The 17,555-nt window shown below is 60.3% G+C and carries 17 protein-coding genes; 12 read left to right on the forward strand and 5 right to left on the reverse strand.

What is annotated here, in order from left to right; genetic code table 11:
- Nucleotides 1-18: 18 nt before the first annotated feature.
- From ACA066_RS22790 to gpgF, 4 genes are all read left to right on the forward strand, one after another.
- Nucleotides 19-783, forward strand: coding sequence for a methyl-accepting chemotaxis protein (locus ACA066_RS22790; protein ID WP_430955024.1), 765 nt, complete (start codon nt 19-21; stop codon nt 781-783).
- A 189-nt stretch (nt 784-972) separates the two neighbouring features.
- Nucleotides 973-2,094, forward strand: coding sequence for an N-acetylglucosaminyl phosphatidylglycerol synthase (gpgS, locus tag ACA066_RS22795; RefSeq protein ID WP_497696728.1), 1,122 nt, complete (start codon nt 973-975; stop codon nt 2,092-2,094).
- Entirely contained in the window at nt 2,087-2,863 is a 777-nt protein-coding gene (gpgD, locus tag ACA066_RS22800) for an N-acetylglucosaminyl phosphatidylglycerol deacetylase (RefSeq protein WP_497696729.1), read from the forward strand. The genes gpgS and gpgD overlap by 8 nt, the downstream gene beginning before the upstream one ends.
- Nucleotides 2,860-3,855, forward strand: a complete 996-nt coding sequence (gpgF, locus tag ACA066_RS22805) for a glucosaminyl phosphatidylglycerol flippase (RefSeq protein ID WP_497696730.1) — start codon at nt 2,860-2,862, stop codon at nt 3,853-3,855. The genes gpgD and gpgF overlap by 4 nt, the downstream gene beginning before the upstream one ends.
- Before the next feature lie 692 nt (nt 3,856-4,547).
- Here the strand turns inward: gpgF and ACA066_RS22810 are convergent.
- Both ACA066_RS22810 and purU read right to left on the reverse strand, forming a co-directional pair.
- The gene (locus ACA066_RS22810; RefSeq protein WP_497699941.1) at nt 4,548-4,730 is read right to left on the reverse strand and encodes a hypothetical protein; all 183 of its coding nucleotides are present in this window, start codon (nt 4,728-4,730) and stop codon (nt 4,548-4,550) included.
- Between the two features lie 85 nt (nt 4,731-4,815).
- Nucleotides 4,816-5,664: a formyltetrahydrofolate deformylase gene (gene purU, locus ACA066_RS22815; protein ID WP_017340494.1), complete on the reverse strand. Its 849-nt coding sequence runs from the start codon at nt 5,662-5,664 to the stop codon at nt 4,816-4,818.
- A gap of 339 nt (nt 5,665-6,003) precedes the next feature.
- Here purU and mvaT point away from each other — a divergent pair, with 339 nt between their 5' ends.
- Nucleotides 6,004-6,381, forward strand: a complete 378-nt coding sequence (gene mvaT, locus ACA066_RS22820; protein WP_007933316.1) for a histone-like nucleoid-structuring protein MvaT — start codon at nt 6,004-6,006, stop codon at nt 6,379-6,381.
- An 87-nt stretch (nt 6,382-6,468) separates the two neighbouring features.
- Here mvaT and sbcB read toward each other — a convergent pair whose 3' ends face one another.
- Nucleotides 6,469-7,899, reverse strand: a complete 1,431-nt coding sequence (gene sbcB, locus ACA066_RS22825; RefSeq protein ID WP_497696731.1) for an exodeoxyribonuclease I — start codon at nt 7,897-7,899, stop codon at nt 6,469-6,471.
- Nucleotides 7,900-8,083: 184 nt separating this feature from the next.
- Between sbcB and ACA066_RS22830 the strand changes: the two genes are divergently transcribed.
- The 6 genes from ACA066_RS22830 to ACA066_RS22855 are packed head-to-tail and all read left to right on the forward strand — an operon-like array spanning nt 8,084 to nt 14,803.
- Nucleotides 8,084-8,809, forward strand: a complete 726-nt coding sequence (locus ACA066_RS22830; protein WP_497696732.1) for an RDD family protein — start codon at nt 8,084-8,086, stop codon at nt 8,807-8,809.
- Nucleotides 8,806-9,783 carry a stage II sporulation protein M gene (locus tag ACA066_RS22835; protein WP_497696733.1) on the forward strand — a complete coding sequence of 326 codons (978 nt, stop codon included), beginning with the start codon at nt 8,806-8,808 and terminating at the stop codon, nt 9,781-9,783. Before ACA066_RS22830 ends, ACA066_RS22835 begins: the two co-directional genes overlap by 4 nt.
- Complete coding sequence (locus ACA066_RS22840) at nt 9,770-11,314, forward strand: DUF4129 domain-containing protein (protein ID WP_497696734.1); 1,545 nt, start codon at nt 9,770-9,772, stop codon at nt 11,312-11,314. The genes ACA066_RS22835 and ACA066_RS22840 overlap by 14 nt, the downstream gene beginning before the upstream one ends.
- Complete coding sequence (locus ACA066_RS22845; RefSeq protein ID WP_497696735.1) at nt 11,311-12,474, forward strand: DUF4350 domain-containing protein; 1,164 nt, start codon at nt 11,311-11,313, stop codon at nt 12,472-12,474. Before ACA066_RS22840 ends, ACA066_RS22845 begins: the two co-directional genes overlap by 4 nt.
- Nucleotides 12,474-13,475, forward strand: coding sequence for an AAA family ATPase (locus ACA066_RS22850; RefSeq protein ID WP_497699942.1), 1,002 nt, complete (start codon nt 12,474-12,476; stop codon nt 13,473-13,475). The genes ACA066_RS22845 and ACA066_RS22850 overlap by 1 nt, the downstream gene beginning before the upstream one ends.
- Nucleotides 13,472-14,803 carry a DUF58 domain-containing protein gene (locus ACA066_RS22855; RefSeq protein WP_497696736.1) on the forward strand — a complete coding sequence of 444 codons (1,332 nt, stop codon included), beginning with the start codon at nt 13,472-13,474 and terminating at the stop codon, nt 14,801-14,803. The genes ACA066_RS22850 and ACA066_RS22855 overlap by 4 nt, the downstream gene beginning before the upstream one ends.
- Nucleotides 14,804-14,837: 34 nt before the next feature.
- Here the strand turns inward: ACA066_RS22855 and ACA066_RS22860 are convergent, their stop codons facing one another.
- Nucleotides 14,838-15,197, reverse strand: coding sequence for a PilZ domain-containing protein (locus ACA066_RS22860; RefSeq protein ID WP_497696737.1), 360 nt, complete (start codon nt 15,195-15,197; stop codon nt 14,838-14,840).
- A 245-nt stretch (nt 15,198-15,442) separates the two neighbouring features.
- Nucleotides 15,443-15,820: a tetratricopeptide repeat protein gene (locus ACA066_RS22865; protein WP_497696738.1), complete on the reverse strand. Its 378-nt coding sequence runs from the start codon at nt 15,818-15,820 to the stop codon at nt 15,443-15,445.
- A gap of 157 nt (nt 15,821-15,977) precedes the next feature.
- Between ACA066_RS22865 and pyk the strand changes: the two genes are divergently transcribed.
- Nucleotides 15,978-17,429 (forward strand): pyruvate kinase, encoded by a 1,452-nt coding sequence (pyk, locus tag ACA066_RS22870; RefSeq protein ID WP_017340507.1) that lies wholly within the window; start codon nt 15,978-15,980, stop codon nt 17,427-17,429.
- The last annotated feature ends 126 nt before the right edge of the window (nt 17,430-17,555 follow it).

The following is a 17,555-nucleotide window of genomic DNA, read 5'->3' on the forward strand; positions in this document are numbered from 1 at the left end:
GCGGCCTCCAATTCGTCGATGTACAACTCCGACCAGCAAGCTTCGCGCACCAGCAGCGTCGCCGCCGCCATCAACCAGCTCGGTGCCGCGGCCCAGGAAATTGCGCGCAACGCCGCCCAGGCCTCGAGTCAGGCCAGCGATGCCCGCAGCCTGGCCGAAGATGGCCAGCAAGTGGTGGATCGCAGCATTGTCGCGATGAACCAACTGTCGAGCATGCTCAGCGCCTCCAGCACCAACATCGAATCGCTGAACAGCAAAACCGTGAACATCGGGCAGATTCTCGAAGTGATCACCAGCATTTCCCAGCAAACCAACCTGCTGGCACTCAACGCCGCTATCGAAGCCGCCCGCGCCGGTGAAGCCGGGCGTGGTTTTGCCGTGGTGGCCGATGAGGTACGCAACCTTGCGCACCGCACACAGGAATCGGCGCAACAGGTGCAGACCATGATCGAGGAGCTGCAAGTCGGCGCCCGCGAATCCGTCAGCACCATGAGCGACAGTCAGCGTCACAGCCAGGACAGCGTGGAAATCGCCAACCTGGCGGGCGAACGCCTGAACAGCGTGACCTTGCGTATCGGTGAGATTGACGGGATGAACCAGTCGGTGGCCACGGCGACCGAGGAACAGACGGCGGTGGTCGAGTCGATCAATGTCGACATCACCGAGATCAACACGCTGAACCAGGAAGGCGTGGAAAACCTGCAATCGACGTTGCGGGCGTGCTCGGACCTGGAGCAGCAGGCGGCGCGCTTAAAACAGTTGGTAGGCAGTTTCCGTATTTAGTGCCTGATAGGGCCTCTTCGCGGGCAAGCCTCGCTCCTACAGGTTGACGCTAATCCCTGTAGGAGCGAGGCTTGCCCGCGAAAGCAATCGCACAAACACCACATTCCTTACTGACACCCCGCCACAAAACCCCAACCGAACATCTATCCTTCATTAAGGTCAACCAAGGGAGAACAACGGACCGGAGGGATGCTCATCGTGCATATCGCTGACATAACCATGTTCTACGCCCCTGCCAGCGGTGGCGTGCGCACGTATCTGGATGCTAAACACCGTCGCCTGGGGAGTAAGCCGGGCATTCGCCACAGTCTGCTGATTCCTGGTTCACACCTGAGTGAACAGGATGGCGTTTACACAGTACCGGCCCCCGCCCTGCCCTTCGGCAAGGGTTACCGTTTCCCTCTCCGTCTCGCGCCCTGGCGCAATGTCCTGCAGGATTTGCAGCCCGATCTGATTGAAGTCGGCGACCCGTACCTCACGGCCTGGGCGGCGCTCGACGCCCGGCGGCAACTCGATGTGCCAGTGATCGGCTTTTATCACTCGGACCTGCCACTGCTGGTCAGTAACCGCATGGGCAACTGGGTCACCACCAATGTCGAGGCCTATGTCAGAAAGCTCTACGGTAATTTCGACCGGGTGCTGGCGCCGAGCCGGATCATGGCCGACAAATTGATCAGCCTCGGGGTGAAGAACGTTTTCGTACAACCCCTGGGTGTCGACCTGCACACCTTCCATCCCGATGCCCGAGACCCAGGCCTGCGCGCAGAATTGGGCATCGATGAAAATACCCATCTGCTGATTTTTGCCGGGCGCGGCTCCAAGGAAAAAAACCTTCCGGTGTTGCTCGACTGCATGAAACGCCTGGGCCGCCGCTATCACTTGCTGCTGGTGGGTTCGTCGATGCCGGCGGTGGTGCCGGATAACGTGACGGTGGTCGATGAGTTCTGCCCGGCGACACAAGTCGCAAGACTGATGGCCAGTGCCGATGCGCTGCTGCATGCCGGCGATCAGGAAACCTTCGGCCTGGTGATTCTCGAAGCCATGGCTTGCGGCATTCCGGTGGTAGCCGTGGCAGCCGGGGCCTTTCAGGAAATCATCAACGCAGAATGCGGCCTGCTTTGCGCGCCGAACAACTCAATGGCGATGGCCAACGCCGTTCGGGAGCTGTTCGGTTCGGGCAGTGCCGTTTTGGGCCAACAGGCCCGCAGTCATGTCGAGGGACATTATTCCTGGGACACGGTGGTCAACAGCCTGCTGGGCCATTATCGCGCCGTCCTCGGCAGCCAATGGCCGCGGATCGCCAATGGCTGAGCCCATGAACGCGCCCAGCCTGCTATTGGTGTTGCACGACGTCGCGCCGCAAACCTGGGCCGACTACCAACCCTTTGTCGAAGCCGTCGACGCCTTGGGCGAAGTGCCGATGACCTGGCTGGTGGTGCCGGATTTTCACAAGCACAACGATCTTGAGGCCCATCCGGGATTTCGGCGGATGCTCACCAGCCGTGTCGCCCGAGGTGACGAACTGGCGTTGCACGGCTATTTTCATTGCGATGAAAGCCCGACACCCCACACACCGCGAGACTGGTTTATGCGCCGCATCTACACCCACGAGGGCGAGTTTTACAGCCTGTCTCAGGAAGCCGCCCTCGCACGTCTGCGTGCCGGCATTGAAGTGTTCCATCGCTACCACTGGCCGCTGGAGGGTTTTGTCGCCCCGGCCTGGCTGATGAGCGGAGGGACGCGCCAGGCCTTGCGCCAGTTACCCTTGAGTTACACCAGCGATCCGCAGTACCTGTATCGCCTGCCGGATCTCACCCCGGTCGATGCGCCGGGTCTGGTCTGGAGTGCGCGCAGTGCCTGGCGTCGGGGTTTGTCGAAGCTGGTCAGCGATCAGCGCGAACAACGCTGGCGTCAAGCGCCGGTGATTCGCCTGGGGTTGCACCCGGTGGACATGCGTCACCCCTTCTCACGCAATTATTGGCTGAAAACCCTCAAGCGCCTGCTCGCCGAGGGCCGCGTGCCGATGACCAAGGCGCGGTGGCTGGCACTGCACAACGACCATGTCGGTCGCGCCGCATGAGCCGCGCAATTGTGCTGTTTGTCGCGCTGCTCGCTGCGGTGCTGATTCCCCTGTTGCTGGGCGGTAACCAGACCTGGTCGCGACTGCAGAGTTTTCCTTTGAACTGGCTGTTGATCATGTTCGGCATGATCCTGCTGTGCTGGGTGGTGAACACGATGCGCTTGCGCCTGTTGCTGGGTGATCAGCGCGACAAGGTCAGCCCGGTCAAAAGCCTTGGCGTGGTGATGGCGGCCGAGTTCGCCTACTGCGCCACACCGGGTGGCAGCGGCGGACCGCTGACGATCATGGCGCTGCTGGCACGCAACGGCGTGCGCCCGGCACGGGGTAGCGCCGTTTTCGCCATGGATCAACTGAGCGATCTGCTGTTTTTTCTCTGCGCGTTAAGCGGGATTCTGATTTATGCGTTGTTCCAGCACCTCAGCGAACGCATGGAATGGCTGCTGACGGTCAGCGCCATTTCGATGTTCGGCGGGCTGCTCAGTTGCGTGGTGATCGCGCGCTACCATCGGCTGCTGATTCGCCTGAGTGGACGCCTGCTCGTGCGCCTGAATGTCAAAGGCAGCACGCGAATGCGTTGGGCGCGAAAACTCCTGCATTTTCTGGCGGCGTTTACTGACACGCTGAAGTTGCCCGTTCAGACATTGATCAAGGTGTTTGCCCTGACCTGCGTGCATTGGCTCCTGCGCTATAGCGTGTTGTATCTGGCGTTGCGCGGGCTGGGTGCGGATTTGCAGTGGGCCTGGAGTTTTCTGATTCAGATGCTTTCGCTGAGCGCGGGGCAATTCAGCCTGTTGCCGGGTGGCGCAGGGGCTGCGGAATTGACCTCGGCCGCGTTGCTGGCGCCCATGGTGGGGAAATCCACGGCGGCGGCGGCGATTCTGATTTGGCGGGCGGTTACTTATTACTTTTATCTGGTGGTTGGGGGGCCGGTGTTTTTGCTGATGCTTGGGCGGCCGTTGTTGAAGAAGTTGATGAGGTTTAGGCAGGCTTAGGGCTTGGGCGGCTGGGCTTGAGCGGTTTTTTTGGTGGTGTACATATCCGTTGTTGCGGTAACGGCGGGTATTGGTTCCGCCCTTACGGCGGGTTACTTGGAAAAGCGCCAAGTAACCAAGCGCCTGCGCCCCTGACGTACGGTGGCTCGCTTAGGCTCATGCCCTCGCTCCGGTCCTGCTCCGTGGGCCCGCCGCCATCGGCGGTGAACACCCATGTCATGCTCGCCAAACATCCCCTGTGGGAGCTAGCCTGCTAGCGAAAAACGTCCAGACACCGCGTTCATTCAGACAGCACGCGTAATCGTTAACGCCCCTCGCTAGCAGGCTAGCTCCCACAAGGGAACGCGGACGATCAAAGATCCAGGCCCGCCGGTAGGCCGCCTCGCGGTGCTGTGGCGGTGCACGCCCCCTCGAGAGGCCGAGTGGAGGTTCTGCGCAGTGGGCAACCCGGCATGGATGCCGGGTTAGCCGCGCACGGCCATGGATGGCCGATCGCGGCGGGCCCACGGAGCAGAACCGGAGCGAGGGCACCCTGAGCCTAAGCGAAGGGCCGAACGAAAGGGGAAAGAGCCCTTGGTTACTTGGGGATTTTCCAAGTGACTCGCCGTAAGGGTGAAACCGTAAGTGGCCGTTACCGAAAAAACGGATATGTACACAATCAAAGCGTCCTCGCGCCAAACCTCACGGCCGCTTCACCGGCAACCCAACTCCCCTTCACGGTCAGAATCCGGATTCAACTCCTCCCACAACTCCTCCGCCCCCGGGAACTCCGTCCCATCTTCAGGGCCCAGGTCATCCGGGTCATAGCGGCTCAAACACCCCTCCCCCAAAGTGGCGGGGGCTTTGGAGGTGGCTTTATCCAGTGGATCGGCCATGGTCATGTCCTCAGTGCAGAAACGGCGAAGGGCCTGAGCGATTGAACGCCCAGGCCCTTCGAATTTCAACCGTACCGTGCGGGTATCAGAACACCACGGTCTTGTTACCATGCACCAGCACCCGGTCTTCCAGGTGATAACGCAGACCACGGGCCAGCACCATCTTCTCGACATCACGGCCGAAACGCACCATGTCTTCGATGCTGTCACTGTGGCTGACACGAACTACGTCCTGCTCGATGATCGGGCCGGCATCCAGCTCTTCAGTGACATAGTGGCAAGTCGCACCGATCAGCTTCACCCCACGCAGGGAAGCCTGGTGATAGGGCTTGGCGCCGACGAACGACGGCAGGAAGCTGTGGTGAATGTTGATGACCTTGTGCGCATATTCACTGCACAACTCGGGCGGCAGGATTTGCATGTAACGGGCAAGTACCACCACTTCGGCTTCGTGCTGTTTGACCAGCCGCGAGACTTCGGCGAACGCCGGCTCTTTATCCTGTGGATTGACCGGCACGTGGTAGTAAGGAATACCGTGCCACTCGACCATGCTGCGCAAATCGTCATGGTTGGAAATCACGCAGGAGATTTCGCAGTCCAGTTCATCGCTGTGCCAGCGGTGCAGCAAGTCGGCCAGGCAATGAGACTCGCGGCTGGCCATCAACACCACGCGCTTTTTTTGCGCGGTATCGGTAATGCGCCAGTTCATCGAGAACTCTTCGGCAATCGGCGCGAACGCTTCGCGGAAGGCCTCGATACCAAAAGGCAGCGAATCGGCCCGAATTTCGTGACGCATGAAGAACCAGCCACTGAGATTATCCGAGTGATGGCTCGCTTCAGTGATCCAGCCGTTATGTGACGCCAGAAAGTTACTGACTTTAGCAACGATGCCGACGCGGTCCGGGCAAGCAATCACTAGCCGAAAAGTGCGCATGAGGGGGAAACTCCAGAACTTCGCAAAGGCCGCCATTCTAGCGACTGCGCGGCAAAACTGCAGTAAAGATGACACCTTGCATTGTGCGAGGGCGCCTGGCACAAGCATTGAAACCGCCCGCCCACCCGCGCAATGGTGCTCTTGTTGCCAATCTTCAAGTGCTCAATTGTGAATATCTGTGGTACCTGCGTCACACTATTTAACTGCACGTCCAGCTTGCGCCCTATTCACGACAACTAATTTAAATAAACTCCGGTTTAATGTTTACTTGATGAAACACCCTGACTATTATTGGCGCACTGTCCCCTGCCATCCAGCGCCTAACATAAGGTAGTCCCCATGTCCTTGATCAACGAATATCGTGCCACCGAAGAAGCTATCAAAGAGCTGCAAGCCCGTTTAAAGAACCTGTCCCAAGACGACAAACTGCAAACCGAGCTGGAATTCGAAGGCAAACTGCGCACCCTGATGGGCGAATACTCCAAGTCCCTGCGTGACATCATCGCGTTGCTGGATCCAGAATCCAAAACCAAGGCACCCCGCGGCGGCGCAGTAAAAACTACTGGCACCAAGCGTGCTCGCAAAGTTAAACAATACAAAAACCCGCACAACGGTGAAGTCATCGAAACCAAAGGTGGCAACCACAAAACTCTGAAAGAGTGGAAAGCCAAGTGGGGCGGTGACGTGGTTGAAGGCTGGGCTACCCTGCTGGGCTAAGCCACACGCTTTTCGCTGCAAAAAAAAGAACGCCAGCAAACGCTGGCGTTTTTTTATGCCCGGCATTCAGTGCCGGGCATTTCAGTTTCAAAGATTCAAACGTTTGCGCAATGCCTGGACATAATTGCTCCACTCGTTGAGCACCTCTTGCTGGAGCGGCGTCGCCGTAATGTTCAAGTGGGCCGCGGCTTCTGCAAAAGTTTCCAGCGTATTGGGCGCTCCCCACTCAGGATCTGACAAACGTTGCTGACAGAATATTCGCCAACGTTCTTGCTCTTCGAAATTCAACGTATCGGGAAAGTTGCGTGCTCGATATCGAAACAATAATTCAGGTAACCGTTCATCATCGAAAGGCCATTGTTCCTTTGCTAATTGCGCCGGGTCAGCCGCTCGGACTTGCTCACAAAGGCGCCGATCCCGATCACCAATAAAACCATCGTATAACTGTTGCTCGGGGTCCTTGCTCTGGGTGAAATCCTCGCTGGCATAAATGGCCTGAACTTTATCTCGCCAAACTTGCTGTGCGTCACTTAGCCGCAGTGTGCGCTCCTGATATAACGCCATGTCCAGCCCCAGGCGTTGCTGATCAACGGGACGAAGTACCGACAGGGGCGCGACCACCGGGCATTTGTTGATGTGGATAAGCTTGAGCGGCACCGGCAACTCGCCCTCGGCCAGATCATCGCGACGGGTATACAGGCGCTGGCGCAAGGCGTCGGCGTCCAGATCAAGCAAGCCCTGTGGGTCCAGGTGCAGGTCGCAGACAATCAACGCATTCTTGTTGCGCGGGTGCCAGGCCAGCGGCAGCACCACGCCGACATAACTGCGCGCCGCCGAAAAGCGCCCGGAAATGTGCACCATCGGCTGCAACAGCCGAACCTGATCCATTACCTTTTGTTTACCGCGCAACTGAAACAGCCAGTCGTACAGCTTCGGCTGCTTCTCACGAATCAAACGGGCCAGCGCGATAGTCGCGCGAACGTCCGAAAGCGCTTCGTGAGCATTGCCGTGATCGATGCCATTGGCGGCGGTCAGGCGTTCGAGTTTGAGCGTTACCCGCCCCTCGTCATCCTTGGGCCAGGCGATGCCGTCCGGTCGCAAGGCATACGCCGCTCGCACCACATCGATCAGGTCCCAACGGCTGTTACCGCCCTGCCATTCGCGGGCATAGGGGTCGAAAAAATTGCGGTACAGGCTGTAGCGGGTCATCTCGTCGTCGAAACGTAAGGTGTTGTACCCCGCGCCACAGGTGCCCGGCGCTGCCAGTTGGGCGTGCACCCGGGTCATGAAATCGGCTTCGCTCAAACCGTGCCCGATCAATTGGCCTGGTGTGATGCCCGTGATCGCGCAAGCTGCCGGATGCGGCAGGATGTCCTCACTGGGCTGGCAGTAAAGATTGACCGGCTCGTCTATGACATTGAGATCGAAGTCAGTGCGAAGCCCCGCCACTTGCAGCGGACGGTCGCAACGGGGGTTGATGCCGGTGGTTTCATAGTCGTACCAGAAGATCGAGGTCACGGGCTATTCCTGAACTGAAGATCGGCGAAGTCTAGGCGTTTGCATCCCGCCCCGGCCAGTGATCTTGCATTCAATCATCTCTGGCCACGCACCGTGCAATACATAGTTATGTCGTTTTCCCCCAAGAGACTGCTAGCATCGGCCGGACAGAGAATCCCGACCAGGCCTCATCATCAGGTTGCCCATGCTCGAGACCACAGCACTGCCAAGGAAAGCGACGCTGGCCCCGCCACTGGATACGCGGTATCAGGTTGAAACGCCGGAAGGCATCGACTTGCCACTGCGCCCGGCTGGGTTGATGGTCCGTGCGCTGGCGTTCTCCATCGACCTCGGACTGCGCGGTTTGATTCTGGGCCTGCTGTTTATTGTCCTCGCGTTTCTGGGAAAACTCGGCGCCGGGCTGGGCTCGATCCTGCTGTTCGGGGTGAACTGGTGGTACATGGTGCTGTTTGAGGTGCTCAATCAGGGACGCTCGCCGGGCAAGCAATGGATGGGCCTGCGTGTGGTGCAGGACGACGGTACGCCGATCGGCTGGTCCGCATCGTTGTTGCGCAACCTGCTGCGCTTTGTCGACCTGTTGCCGTTCGGCTATTTCCTCGGCGTCGTCAGTTGCCTGCAACACCCCAGCTTCAAGCGCCTCGGCGACCTGGCCGCCGGTACGCTGGTGATCTACCGCGAACAGCCGCTCACCCGACCGCAACTGCCTGACGCCGAGCCACGGCGTCCGTCGTTTGCCCTGACGCTGCCCGAGCAACGCGCCATCCTCGGGTTTGCCGAACGCCAGGGCGAACTCTCCGAAGCGCGGGTCACGGAACTCGCTACCATCCTCGCGCAACCGTTGAAGGTTTCAGCGCCACGCGCCGTGGCAGAACTCAACGGCATCGCCCGCGGCTTGTTGGGCCCCGCATGAAGCAAAGTCTTTTCGAGAATCGCCACAAGGCTGAATGGGCGCAATTTTCCCTTTTGCTCGACAGGCTGGAACGGAACAAGGACACCTCGCGGATCGCCAGTTTTCCGAAAGACTATCGAAGGCTCTGCCAACACCTGGCCCTGGCTCGGGAACGCGGCTACAGCAGTTTTCTGATCGACTCGCTGCAGCAACAGGTGCTGCGCGGGCATCAACAGCTGTATCAGCATCGCAGCCGACTGGGTGCCAACGTGCTGGGTTTCATCCTGGCGGATTTCCCGCGACTGGTACGTGAGCAGTGGCGTTTCGTGCTCGCCGCCAGCCTGATGTTTTTTGGCAGCCTGATCGGCTTTGCGTTGCTGGTGTATCTGTTCCCGGACCTGGTCTACAACCTGATCCCGGCAGAGCAGGTCAACGAAATGCAAGGCATGTACGACCCTGTCGCCGGTCACCTTGGGCGCTCGGCGGAACGGGCGGCCAGTGAAGACTGGGTGATGTTCGGTTTCTACATCATGCACAACATCGGCATTGCCTTTCAGACCTTTGCCAGCGGTTTGCTGTTTGGCCTGGGCAGCGCGTTTTTCCTGTTCTTCAACGGTTTGATGATCGGCGCGGTGGCCGGGCACCTGACTCAGATCGGCTACGGACAAACCTTCTGGTCGTTCGTGATCGGCCACGGCGCCTTTGAACTCAGCGCCATTGCCCTGGCGGGTGCGGCTGGCCTGCAACTGGGCTGGGCCTTGATTGCACCGGGACGACTGCCCCGCGCCGAAGCCCTGCGCGTGGCGGCGCGCAAAAGTGTGCTGCTGATTTGCGGGGTCATGCTGTTTCTATTGATCGCGGCATTTATCGAAGCCTACTGGTCATCCATGACCGGCCCTGCGCCGATGACCAAGTACCTGGTCGGCGCGACGCTGTGGTTTTTGGTAGCGATGTATCTGCTGTTTGCCGGACGGACCCGCCATGCGCCTGAGTGACGCGACCGTGGTGATCCGCCCTCGAACCACCTGGGAAGCCATGGACCTGGGCGTGCTGCTGAGCCAGCGGCACCGATGCCTGCTGATAACCAGTTGGGCCATCGTGACCTTGCCGGTTTTCGCCCTGCTCACCTTGCTGCTGTGGGATTCCCCCTTCCTCGCCGCGTTTATCTTCTGGTGGCTGAAACCGGCGTTTGAACGCCTGCCGCTGTACATCCTGTCCAAAGCAATGTTCGGTGAAACGCCCACGCTGAAACAAGCGCTGCGCCAGTGGCCACGCCTGCTCAAGCCTCAACTGCTGGCCAGCCTGACCTGGCGACGCTTGAGCCTGAGTCGCAGTTTCCTGTTGCCGGTGGTGCAACTCGAAGGCTTGAGTGGTCTGGCACGACAACAGCGCTTGCAGGTGCTGTTGCAACGCGGCGGCGGTGCAGCGCGCTGGCTGACAATCATCGGCGTGCATCTGGAAAGTGCGTTGTGGATCGGCCTGATGGTGCTGTTCTACCTGCTCCTGCCGCCACAAGTCGAACTCGACTGGAGCTGGCAGACATTGCTGTCCGCCGCCACACAGGACTGGCGCTGGCTGGAGCACCTGACCAACGGGTTTTACGTGTTGGTGCTGGTGGTGTGGGAACCGATCTACGTGGCCTGCGGCTTCAGTCTTTACCTGAACCGGCGCACGGTGCTGGAGGCCTGGGACATCGAACTGGTGTTCCGCCGCCTGCGCCAACGCTTGAGCGGCGCCGCCCTCACCCTGCTGCTGGTGGCCTTTCTACTGGTGCCAACCGGGCAAAGCGTCTGGGCCGCCGAACCAGCCGTTTCCCCCGACAATCCGCGCCTGCTGGACCAGCCACTGACCAGCCAGGCGTCCCGGGACAGCATCAAGGCGATCCTCGATCAGCCCCCGTTCAAGAACAAGGAAACCGTCACGCGCTATCGTTTTGGCGAGGACAAGCCCGCCGCCGAAACCTCCGACGATGGCAAAGCCCCCGAATGGCTGAAGGTCCTGCTCAAGTTGCTGGATAACCAGCGCTTCGGCGCATTGGCGACCTTGATTGAAGTGGTGCTGTGGGGTGCCGTCATCGGCGCGATCGGTTTATTGATCTGGCGTTACCGGGCGTGGTTGCAGGCCTTCGTCAGTCGTCGGCCGGCGCTGAAGGGTAAAGTCGCGCGACCGTTACCGCAGCAGGCATTCGGCCTGGACCTGAACCGCGAAACCCTGCCAGCAGACATTGCCGCCAGCGCCGAAAGCCTCTGGCAATCCAACCCTCGCGAGGCGCTCGGCTTGCTCTATCGCGCGCTGCTCAGTCACTTGCTGCACGATTACAACATGGCGCTGAAACCCGCCGACACCGAAGGCCAGGTGCTGGAGCGTGTCGAGCAACTGCAACAACCCGCCCTGTTGGCCTTCAGCAAAAACCTGACCGGGCACTGGCAGAACATGGCTTATGGGCACCGCCTGCCACCGGCGCATTTGCAACAGGAACTGTGTGACGGCTGGCGGACCTTGTTCGGTCCGGGGGCTACGCATTGAATCGGCGATTGTGGCTGGTCGCCGGGGTGCTTATCGCCGTGCTGTTGGGCGCGTTGAGTCTTTATCTGTACGCCAGGGCGACGCCCTATCAGGCAGACATCGATCACGGCCCGTCACCCGAAGCCCAGGCCAACCCTTATCTGGCCGCCGAACATTTCCTGCGCAAACAGGGCCTGACCGTCAGCCATGCCAACAGCCTCGACATCCTGCCCACGCTGGAGCCTCGGCAACGCAGCCTGTTGTTGCTCGGCGACCGCTCCGGCATGACCCCGCGCCAGATCGATCAAGTGCTGAACTGGACCCGCGCCGGCGGGCGTCTTTTATTCATTGCCGAGTCGTTGTGGGATGAAAAACTGGGCCAGAGCAATGACCTGTTGCTCGACCGGGTCCAGGTGCATCAGTCATTGAGCAAAGACCTCAAGGACCCTCCGCCCGACATCGACAAGGATCCCTACCCCAAACTGACCAAGCTGTACCTTGAGGACGAAGGCGCGCCGGCCTATGCCACCTTCGATACCGCGTTCCACCTCGAAGACCCGAAAAATCTCGCGCAAGCCTGGGCCAACAGCGGCAAGGCCACGCACATGATGCAGCTCAACCACGGGCTCGGTTCGATCATCGTGGTCACCGACGCCGACCTGTGGAAAACCCCGGCCATCGACCGGTACGACAACGCCTGGCTGCTCTGGTACCTGACCGCAGACACGAACGTGACCCTGCTGTTCAACACCGACCACGACAGCCTGCTGACCTTGTTGCTGCGCAATTTTCCACAGGCGCTGGTTGCCCTCATGGCCCTGATCGGCCTGGTTCTCTGGCATGTCGGCGTGCGCCATGGCCCGTTGATCGAACCTGCCCCGAAAGCCCGTCGACAACTCCACGAGCACCTGCGCGCCAGCGCCGATTTCATGTGGCGCCGCACCGGTCAAGCCAGCCTGTTGCAAGCCTTGCAGCACGACATCCTGCGCCGGGTTCGGCGCCGCCATCCCGGTTTCGAACAACTCGGCGTCGCCGAACAATGGCTGGTGCTCGCACGCCTGACGGGCCAACCCACACGCGCTATCAGCCAGGCCATGAGCCCGCGACCGAAGCAACGGCTGTCCAGCGTTGAATTCAGTCGTCAGGTCGCCCACCTGCAAACCTTGAGGAACGCCTTATGATGAGTGAACAGATCGAGCCCGGCGCACCGAGCCACGCCGCGCAGCAACGCCAGCGCGCCAGTCAGTTGGCCCAAGCGGTAAGAGCTGAATTGCAAAAAGCCGTCATCGGCCAGAACACGGTGATCGACGATGTACTTACCGCGCTGATTGCCGGCGGCCACGTGCTGCTCGAAGGTGTACCGGGGCTGGGCAAAACCTTGTTGGTCCGCGCCCTAGCCCGTTGCTTCGGCGGCGAATTCGCGCGTATCCAGTTCACCCCGGACCTGATGCCCAGCGATGTCACCGGGCACGCGGTGTACGACCTGCAGACCGAGCAATTCAAACTGCGCAAAGGTCCGTTGTTCACCAACTTGCTGCTCGCCGATGAAATCAACCGCGCTCCGGCGAAAACCCAGGCGGCGTTGCTCGAAGCCATGCAGGAACGGCAAGTCACCCTCGAAGGCCGCGCCCTGCCCATTGCGCAGCCGTTCATGGTGCTCGCCACGCAAAACCCCATCGAGCAGGAAGGTACGTATCCCCTGCCGGAAGCCGAGCTGGACCGCTTCATGCTCAAGGTGCGCATGGACTACCCCGACGCCGATCAGGAGTTGGACATGGTGCGCCAGGTCAGTCGTTCGACCCGGGCCGACATGCTCGACGTGCAACCGCTGCGCACCGTGCTGCAAGCCAAGGACGTGCTGGCATTGCAACGCATCGCCAGCGATCTGCCGCTGGACGACCAGGTCCTCGATTACGCCGTACGCCTGGCGCGCACCACCCGTAGCTGGCCGGGCCTGACCCTCGGCGCCGGGCCTCGGGCCTCCATTGCGCTGGTGCGCTGCGCTCGGGCGCGGGCCTTGCTGCGCGGCGGCGAATTCGTGATTCCGGATGACATCAAGGGCTGCGCCCTGGCGGTGTTGCGCCACCGCGTACGCATCGCGCCGGAGCTGGATATCGAAGGGCTGGAGGTCGACCACGTGCTGCAGCAATTGCTCGATCAAGTACCGGCGCCGCGTCTGTGAAACCCTCGCGCCTGCTACTGATCTGGATGGCACTGCTGCTGGCCATTGGCATCGTGCTCGGCACATTGCGGGCGTTAGAGATCGCCGTTCCATCAACCCTGTTGTCGATCAACTGGGGGTTGCTGCTGGCGCTGCTGGCTCTGGCAATACTCGATGCGGTCCGCCTTAAACGCCTGCCCTTACCCCGGATAATCAGACAAATGCCCGGCAGCCTGGCGCTCGGCCGTTGGAGTGAAGTACGACTGGAGGTTGAACACGACTTTCCCCAGCCACTGACTATCCGGATTTTTGACCACGTACCCGACGGCCTGAGCTTCGAAAACCTGCCCCTGTCGCTCGAACTTCAACCCGGCCAGCACAGCCAGGTCGGCTATCGCCTGCGTCCACTCAAGCGCGGCCACTTCACCTTCGAACACTGCGAAATCAACCTGCCGAGTCCGTTGGGCCTGTGGTCCGACAAACGCCTGCCAAGCATCTCCGACCACACCCGCGTCTACCCCGACTTCGCCCGCCTTTACGGCGGCCAACTGCTGGCCGTGGACAACTGGCTCAGCCAGCTCGGCGTGCGCCAGCGGCAACGACGCGGCCTGGGTTTGGAGTTTCACCAGCTACGGGAATTTCGCGAAGGCGACAGCTTGCGCCAGATCGACTGGAAAGCCACCGCCCGCCAACGCACACCGATTGCCCGGGAGTACCAGGACGAACGCGACCAGCAAATCATTTTCATGCTCGACTGCGGTCGACGCATGCGCAGCCAGGACGGTGAACTGGCGCACTTCGATCATGCGCTTAATGCCTGTCTGTTACTGAGCTACATCGCCCTGCGCCAGGGTGATGCGGTGGGGCTCAGCACCTTTGCGGTCGAGCAACCGCGCTATCTCGCCCCCGTGAAAGGTGCCGGGCAACTCAACGTATTGCTCAATACGGTCTACGACCTGAACAGCACCCAGCGCAGCGCCGACTATCAAGCCGCGGCGACTCAACTGCTGGCCCGGCAAAAACGCCGCGCGCTGGTGGTGCTGGTGACCAACCTGCGGGACGAAGACGATGAAGAATTGCTCACAGCCGTCAAACGCCTGAGCAAGCAACATCGGGTGCTGGTCGCGAGCCTGCGCGAAGACGTACTCGACAGCCTGCGTCAGACAACCGTGCAAACCTTGTCCGAAGCGCTGGTCTATTGCGGGACGGTGGACTTCTTGAACGCACGGGCCGAACTTCATGAACGGCTGAATGCCCATGGCGTGCCGGTGCTGGATTCAAGTACTCATGAACTGGGCGCCGCGCTGGTGACGCGGTACCTGGAATGGAAGAAGGCCGGGGTGTTTTAGTGACGGTGACGCGGAGTGCGCCATTGCCTAAAGATCAGGCAGAGGCAGGCAACGGCTGAAAACTGAAGTACTGCTTCAGCGCCTCCACCAATTGCCCATATTCCGGCGGTACCCGTTGCAGGCTGAACCCGGCGTCGTAATGGTGGGGGGTTGCGTCTTCATGGCACCACAGGCAGCAGGCGTTGAGGTCGATCACCTGCTGGCAACCATCGGCCATGGGAATTTTCAGGCGCAAATCGAAATCGGCGCCGATCATGATTGGCAACTGACTGATGAGCATCAGCCCGTCTTCAGAGACATTGCCCAGGAAGCCAATCGGTTTGTCGGTGACGCTGTTGAACACTTTCAGAAAATACGGCAGTTGATGCCGCTCGATCCGGCGGTCAGTGAACATGCGCAATTCGCCCAGCAAGGCCCTTAAGCAGGGCCGCACTAATGCTTCGGAACGGGCCTGCCTGCCTTTATCAAACAAGAGCCAGGCAATGGGCACGCTCTCCCCGATCCCGGTGCGACAGTCCATGGACCCGCTGTCGCTTACTCCTGCCGATCACAGGTGTTACGTCGGTTTAGAAACAAGGCTCTAAACCGGTTTATTCGACTATAGCTCACCACCGTCAGTGAGCCAGCCGTTAAATGCAATCAGAACCGGGTCGGGCGAACCACGGCGGCTGCGCTGCGCAGCGGGTAATGACCCAGAGACTGCAAGGTTTCCAACCGGGCGCGGGCGCGGTAGGCGTACTCGCTCTGCGGGTAGGAAGCGATGATGAACTGGTAGGTCTGCGCCGCATCGACAAACAGTTTCTGCCGCTCCAGACACAACCCGCGCAGCATCGACACTTCCGGCCACACATAAGACCGCGCGCGGCTGGCGCGTTCGACTTTGGACAGCTCGAGCGTCACTTGCTCACAATTGCCACGGTCATAAGCCTTGTAGGCATTATTCAAATGATGGTTCATCGAAAAACGGGTGCAGCCCACAACACTGAGGGCAAGAATGGCTATTAGCACGAATCGCATGGGGGTTCTCCTGTCTTGAGCTCTGTATCGACCCGTTGGCGAAAATCTTCAAGATTGTTCGTTTAAAGAAACAAACGAATAAGTAGTGCACATGAACAATGACTACACCCGAAGACCATAGTAGCCTCACTCAGCGCTTGAACTCAGGAGTCTATGCATGTCCGTCCGTCGCACCAAAATCGTCGCTACCCTTGGCCCGGCCAGTAACTCGCCGGAAGTTCTCGAACAGCTGATTCTGGCTGGCCTGGACGTCGCCCGCCTGAACTTCTCCCACGGCACCCCCGACGAGCACAAGGCTCGCGCGAAGCTGGTGCGTGACCTCGCTGCCAAGCACGGCCGCTTCGTTGCCCTGCTGGGTGACCTGCAAGGCCCGAAAATCCGTATCGCCAAATTCGCCAACAAGAAGATCGAGCTGAAGATCGGTGATCAATTCACCTTCTCCACCAGCCATCCTCTGACCGAAGGCAACCAGCAAGTGGTCGGCATCGACTACCCGGACCTGGTCAAGGACTGCGGCGTCGGCGACGAGCTGCTGCTCGACGACGGCCGTGTGGTGATGCGCGTCGATACCGCCACCGCTACCGAACTCAACTGCACGGTGACCATCGGCGGCCCGCTGTCGGACCACAAAGGCATCAACCGCCGCGGCGGTGGCCTGACCGCTCCAGCCTTGACCGAGAAAGACAAGGCCGACATCAAGCTCGCCGCAGAAATGCAGGTCGACTACCTGGCCGTGTCCTTCCCGCGTGATGCGGCCGACATGAACTACGCCCGTCAACTGCGCGACGAGGCCGGCGGTACTGCCTGGCTGGTGGCGAAGATCGAACGCGCCGAAGCCGTGGCCGACGACGAAACCCTCGACGGTCTGATCCAGGCTTCCGACGCGGTGATGGTTGCCCGTGGCGACCTGGGCGTGGAAATCGGCGACGCCGAGCTGGTGGGCATTCAGAAGAAAATCATTCTGCACGCACGCCGCCACAACAAGGCTGTGATCGTGGCGACCCAGATGATGGAGTCGATGATCCAGAACCCGATGCCGACCCGTGCCGAAGTGTCCGACGTGGCCAACGCCGTGCTCGACTACACCGACGCCGTGATGCTGTCCGCCGAATCCGCTGCCGGTCTGTATCCGCTGGAAGCCGTGCAAGCAATGGCGCGCATCTGCGTCGGCGCTGAAAAGCACCCGACCGGCAAGACCTCCAGCCACCGCATCGGCAAGGAATTCACCCGCTGCGACGAGAGCATTGCGCTGGCGACCATGTACACCGCCAACCACTTCCCGGGCGTGAAAGCGATCATCGCATTGACCGAAAGCGGCTACACCCCGCTGATCATGTCGCGCATCCGTTCTTCGGTGCCGATTTATGCGTATTCGCCGCACCGCGAAACCCAGGCGCGCGCAGCGATGTTCCGTGGCGTGTACACCATCCCGTTCGACCCGGCCTCGCTGGAGCCACACGAAGTCAGCCAGAAGGCGATCGACGAGCTGGTCAAGCGCGGCGTCGTGGAAAAAGGCGACTGGGTCATCCTGACCAAGGGCGACAGCTACCACACCACCGGCGGCACCAACGGGATGAAAATCCTGCACGTTGGCGATCCGCAGGTCTGAGTGATCGGTTGCGAAAAAACAAAGCCCCGCCATGTGAATGGCGGGGTTTTTTTTGTTATGAAATCAGGCAATTACACTTTTATAACATCATCACCTGTCAGATATGACAGTAGACAGCTTTCTGCA

It is taken from the genome of Pseudomonas sp. LBUM1651, from assembly GCF_059716135.1.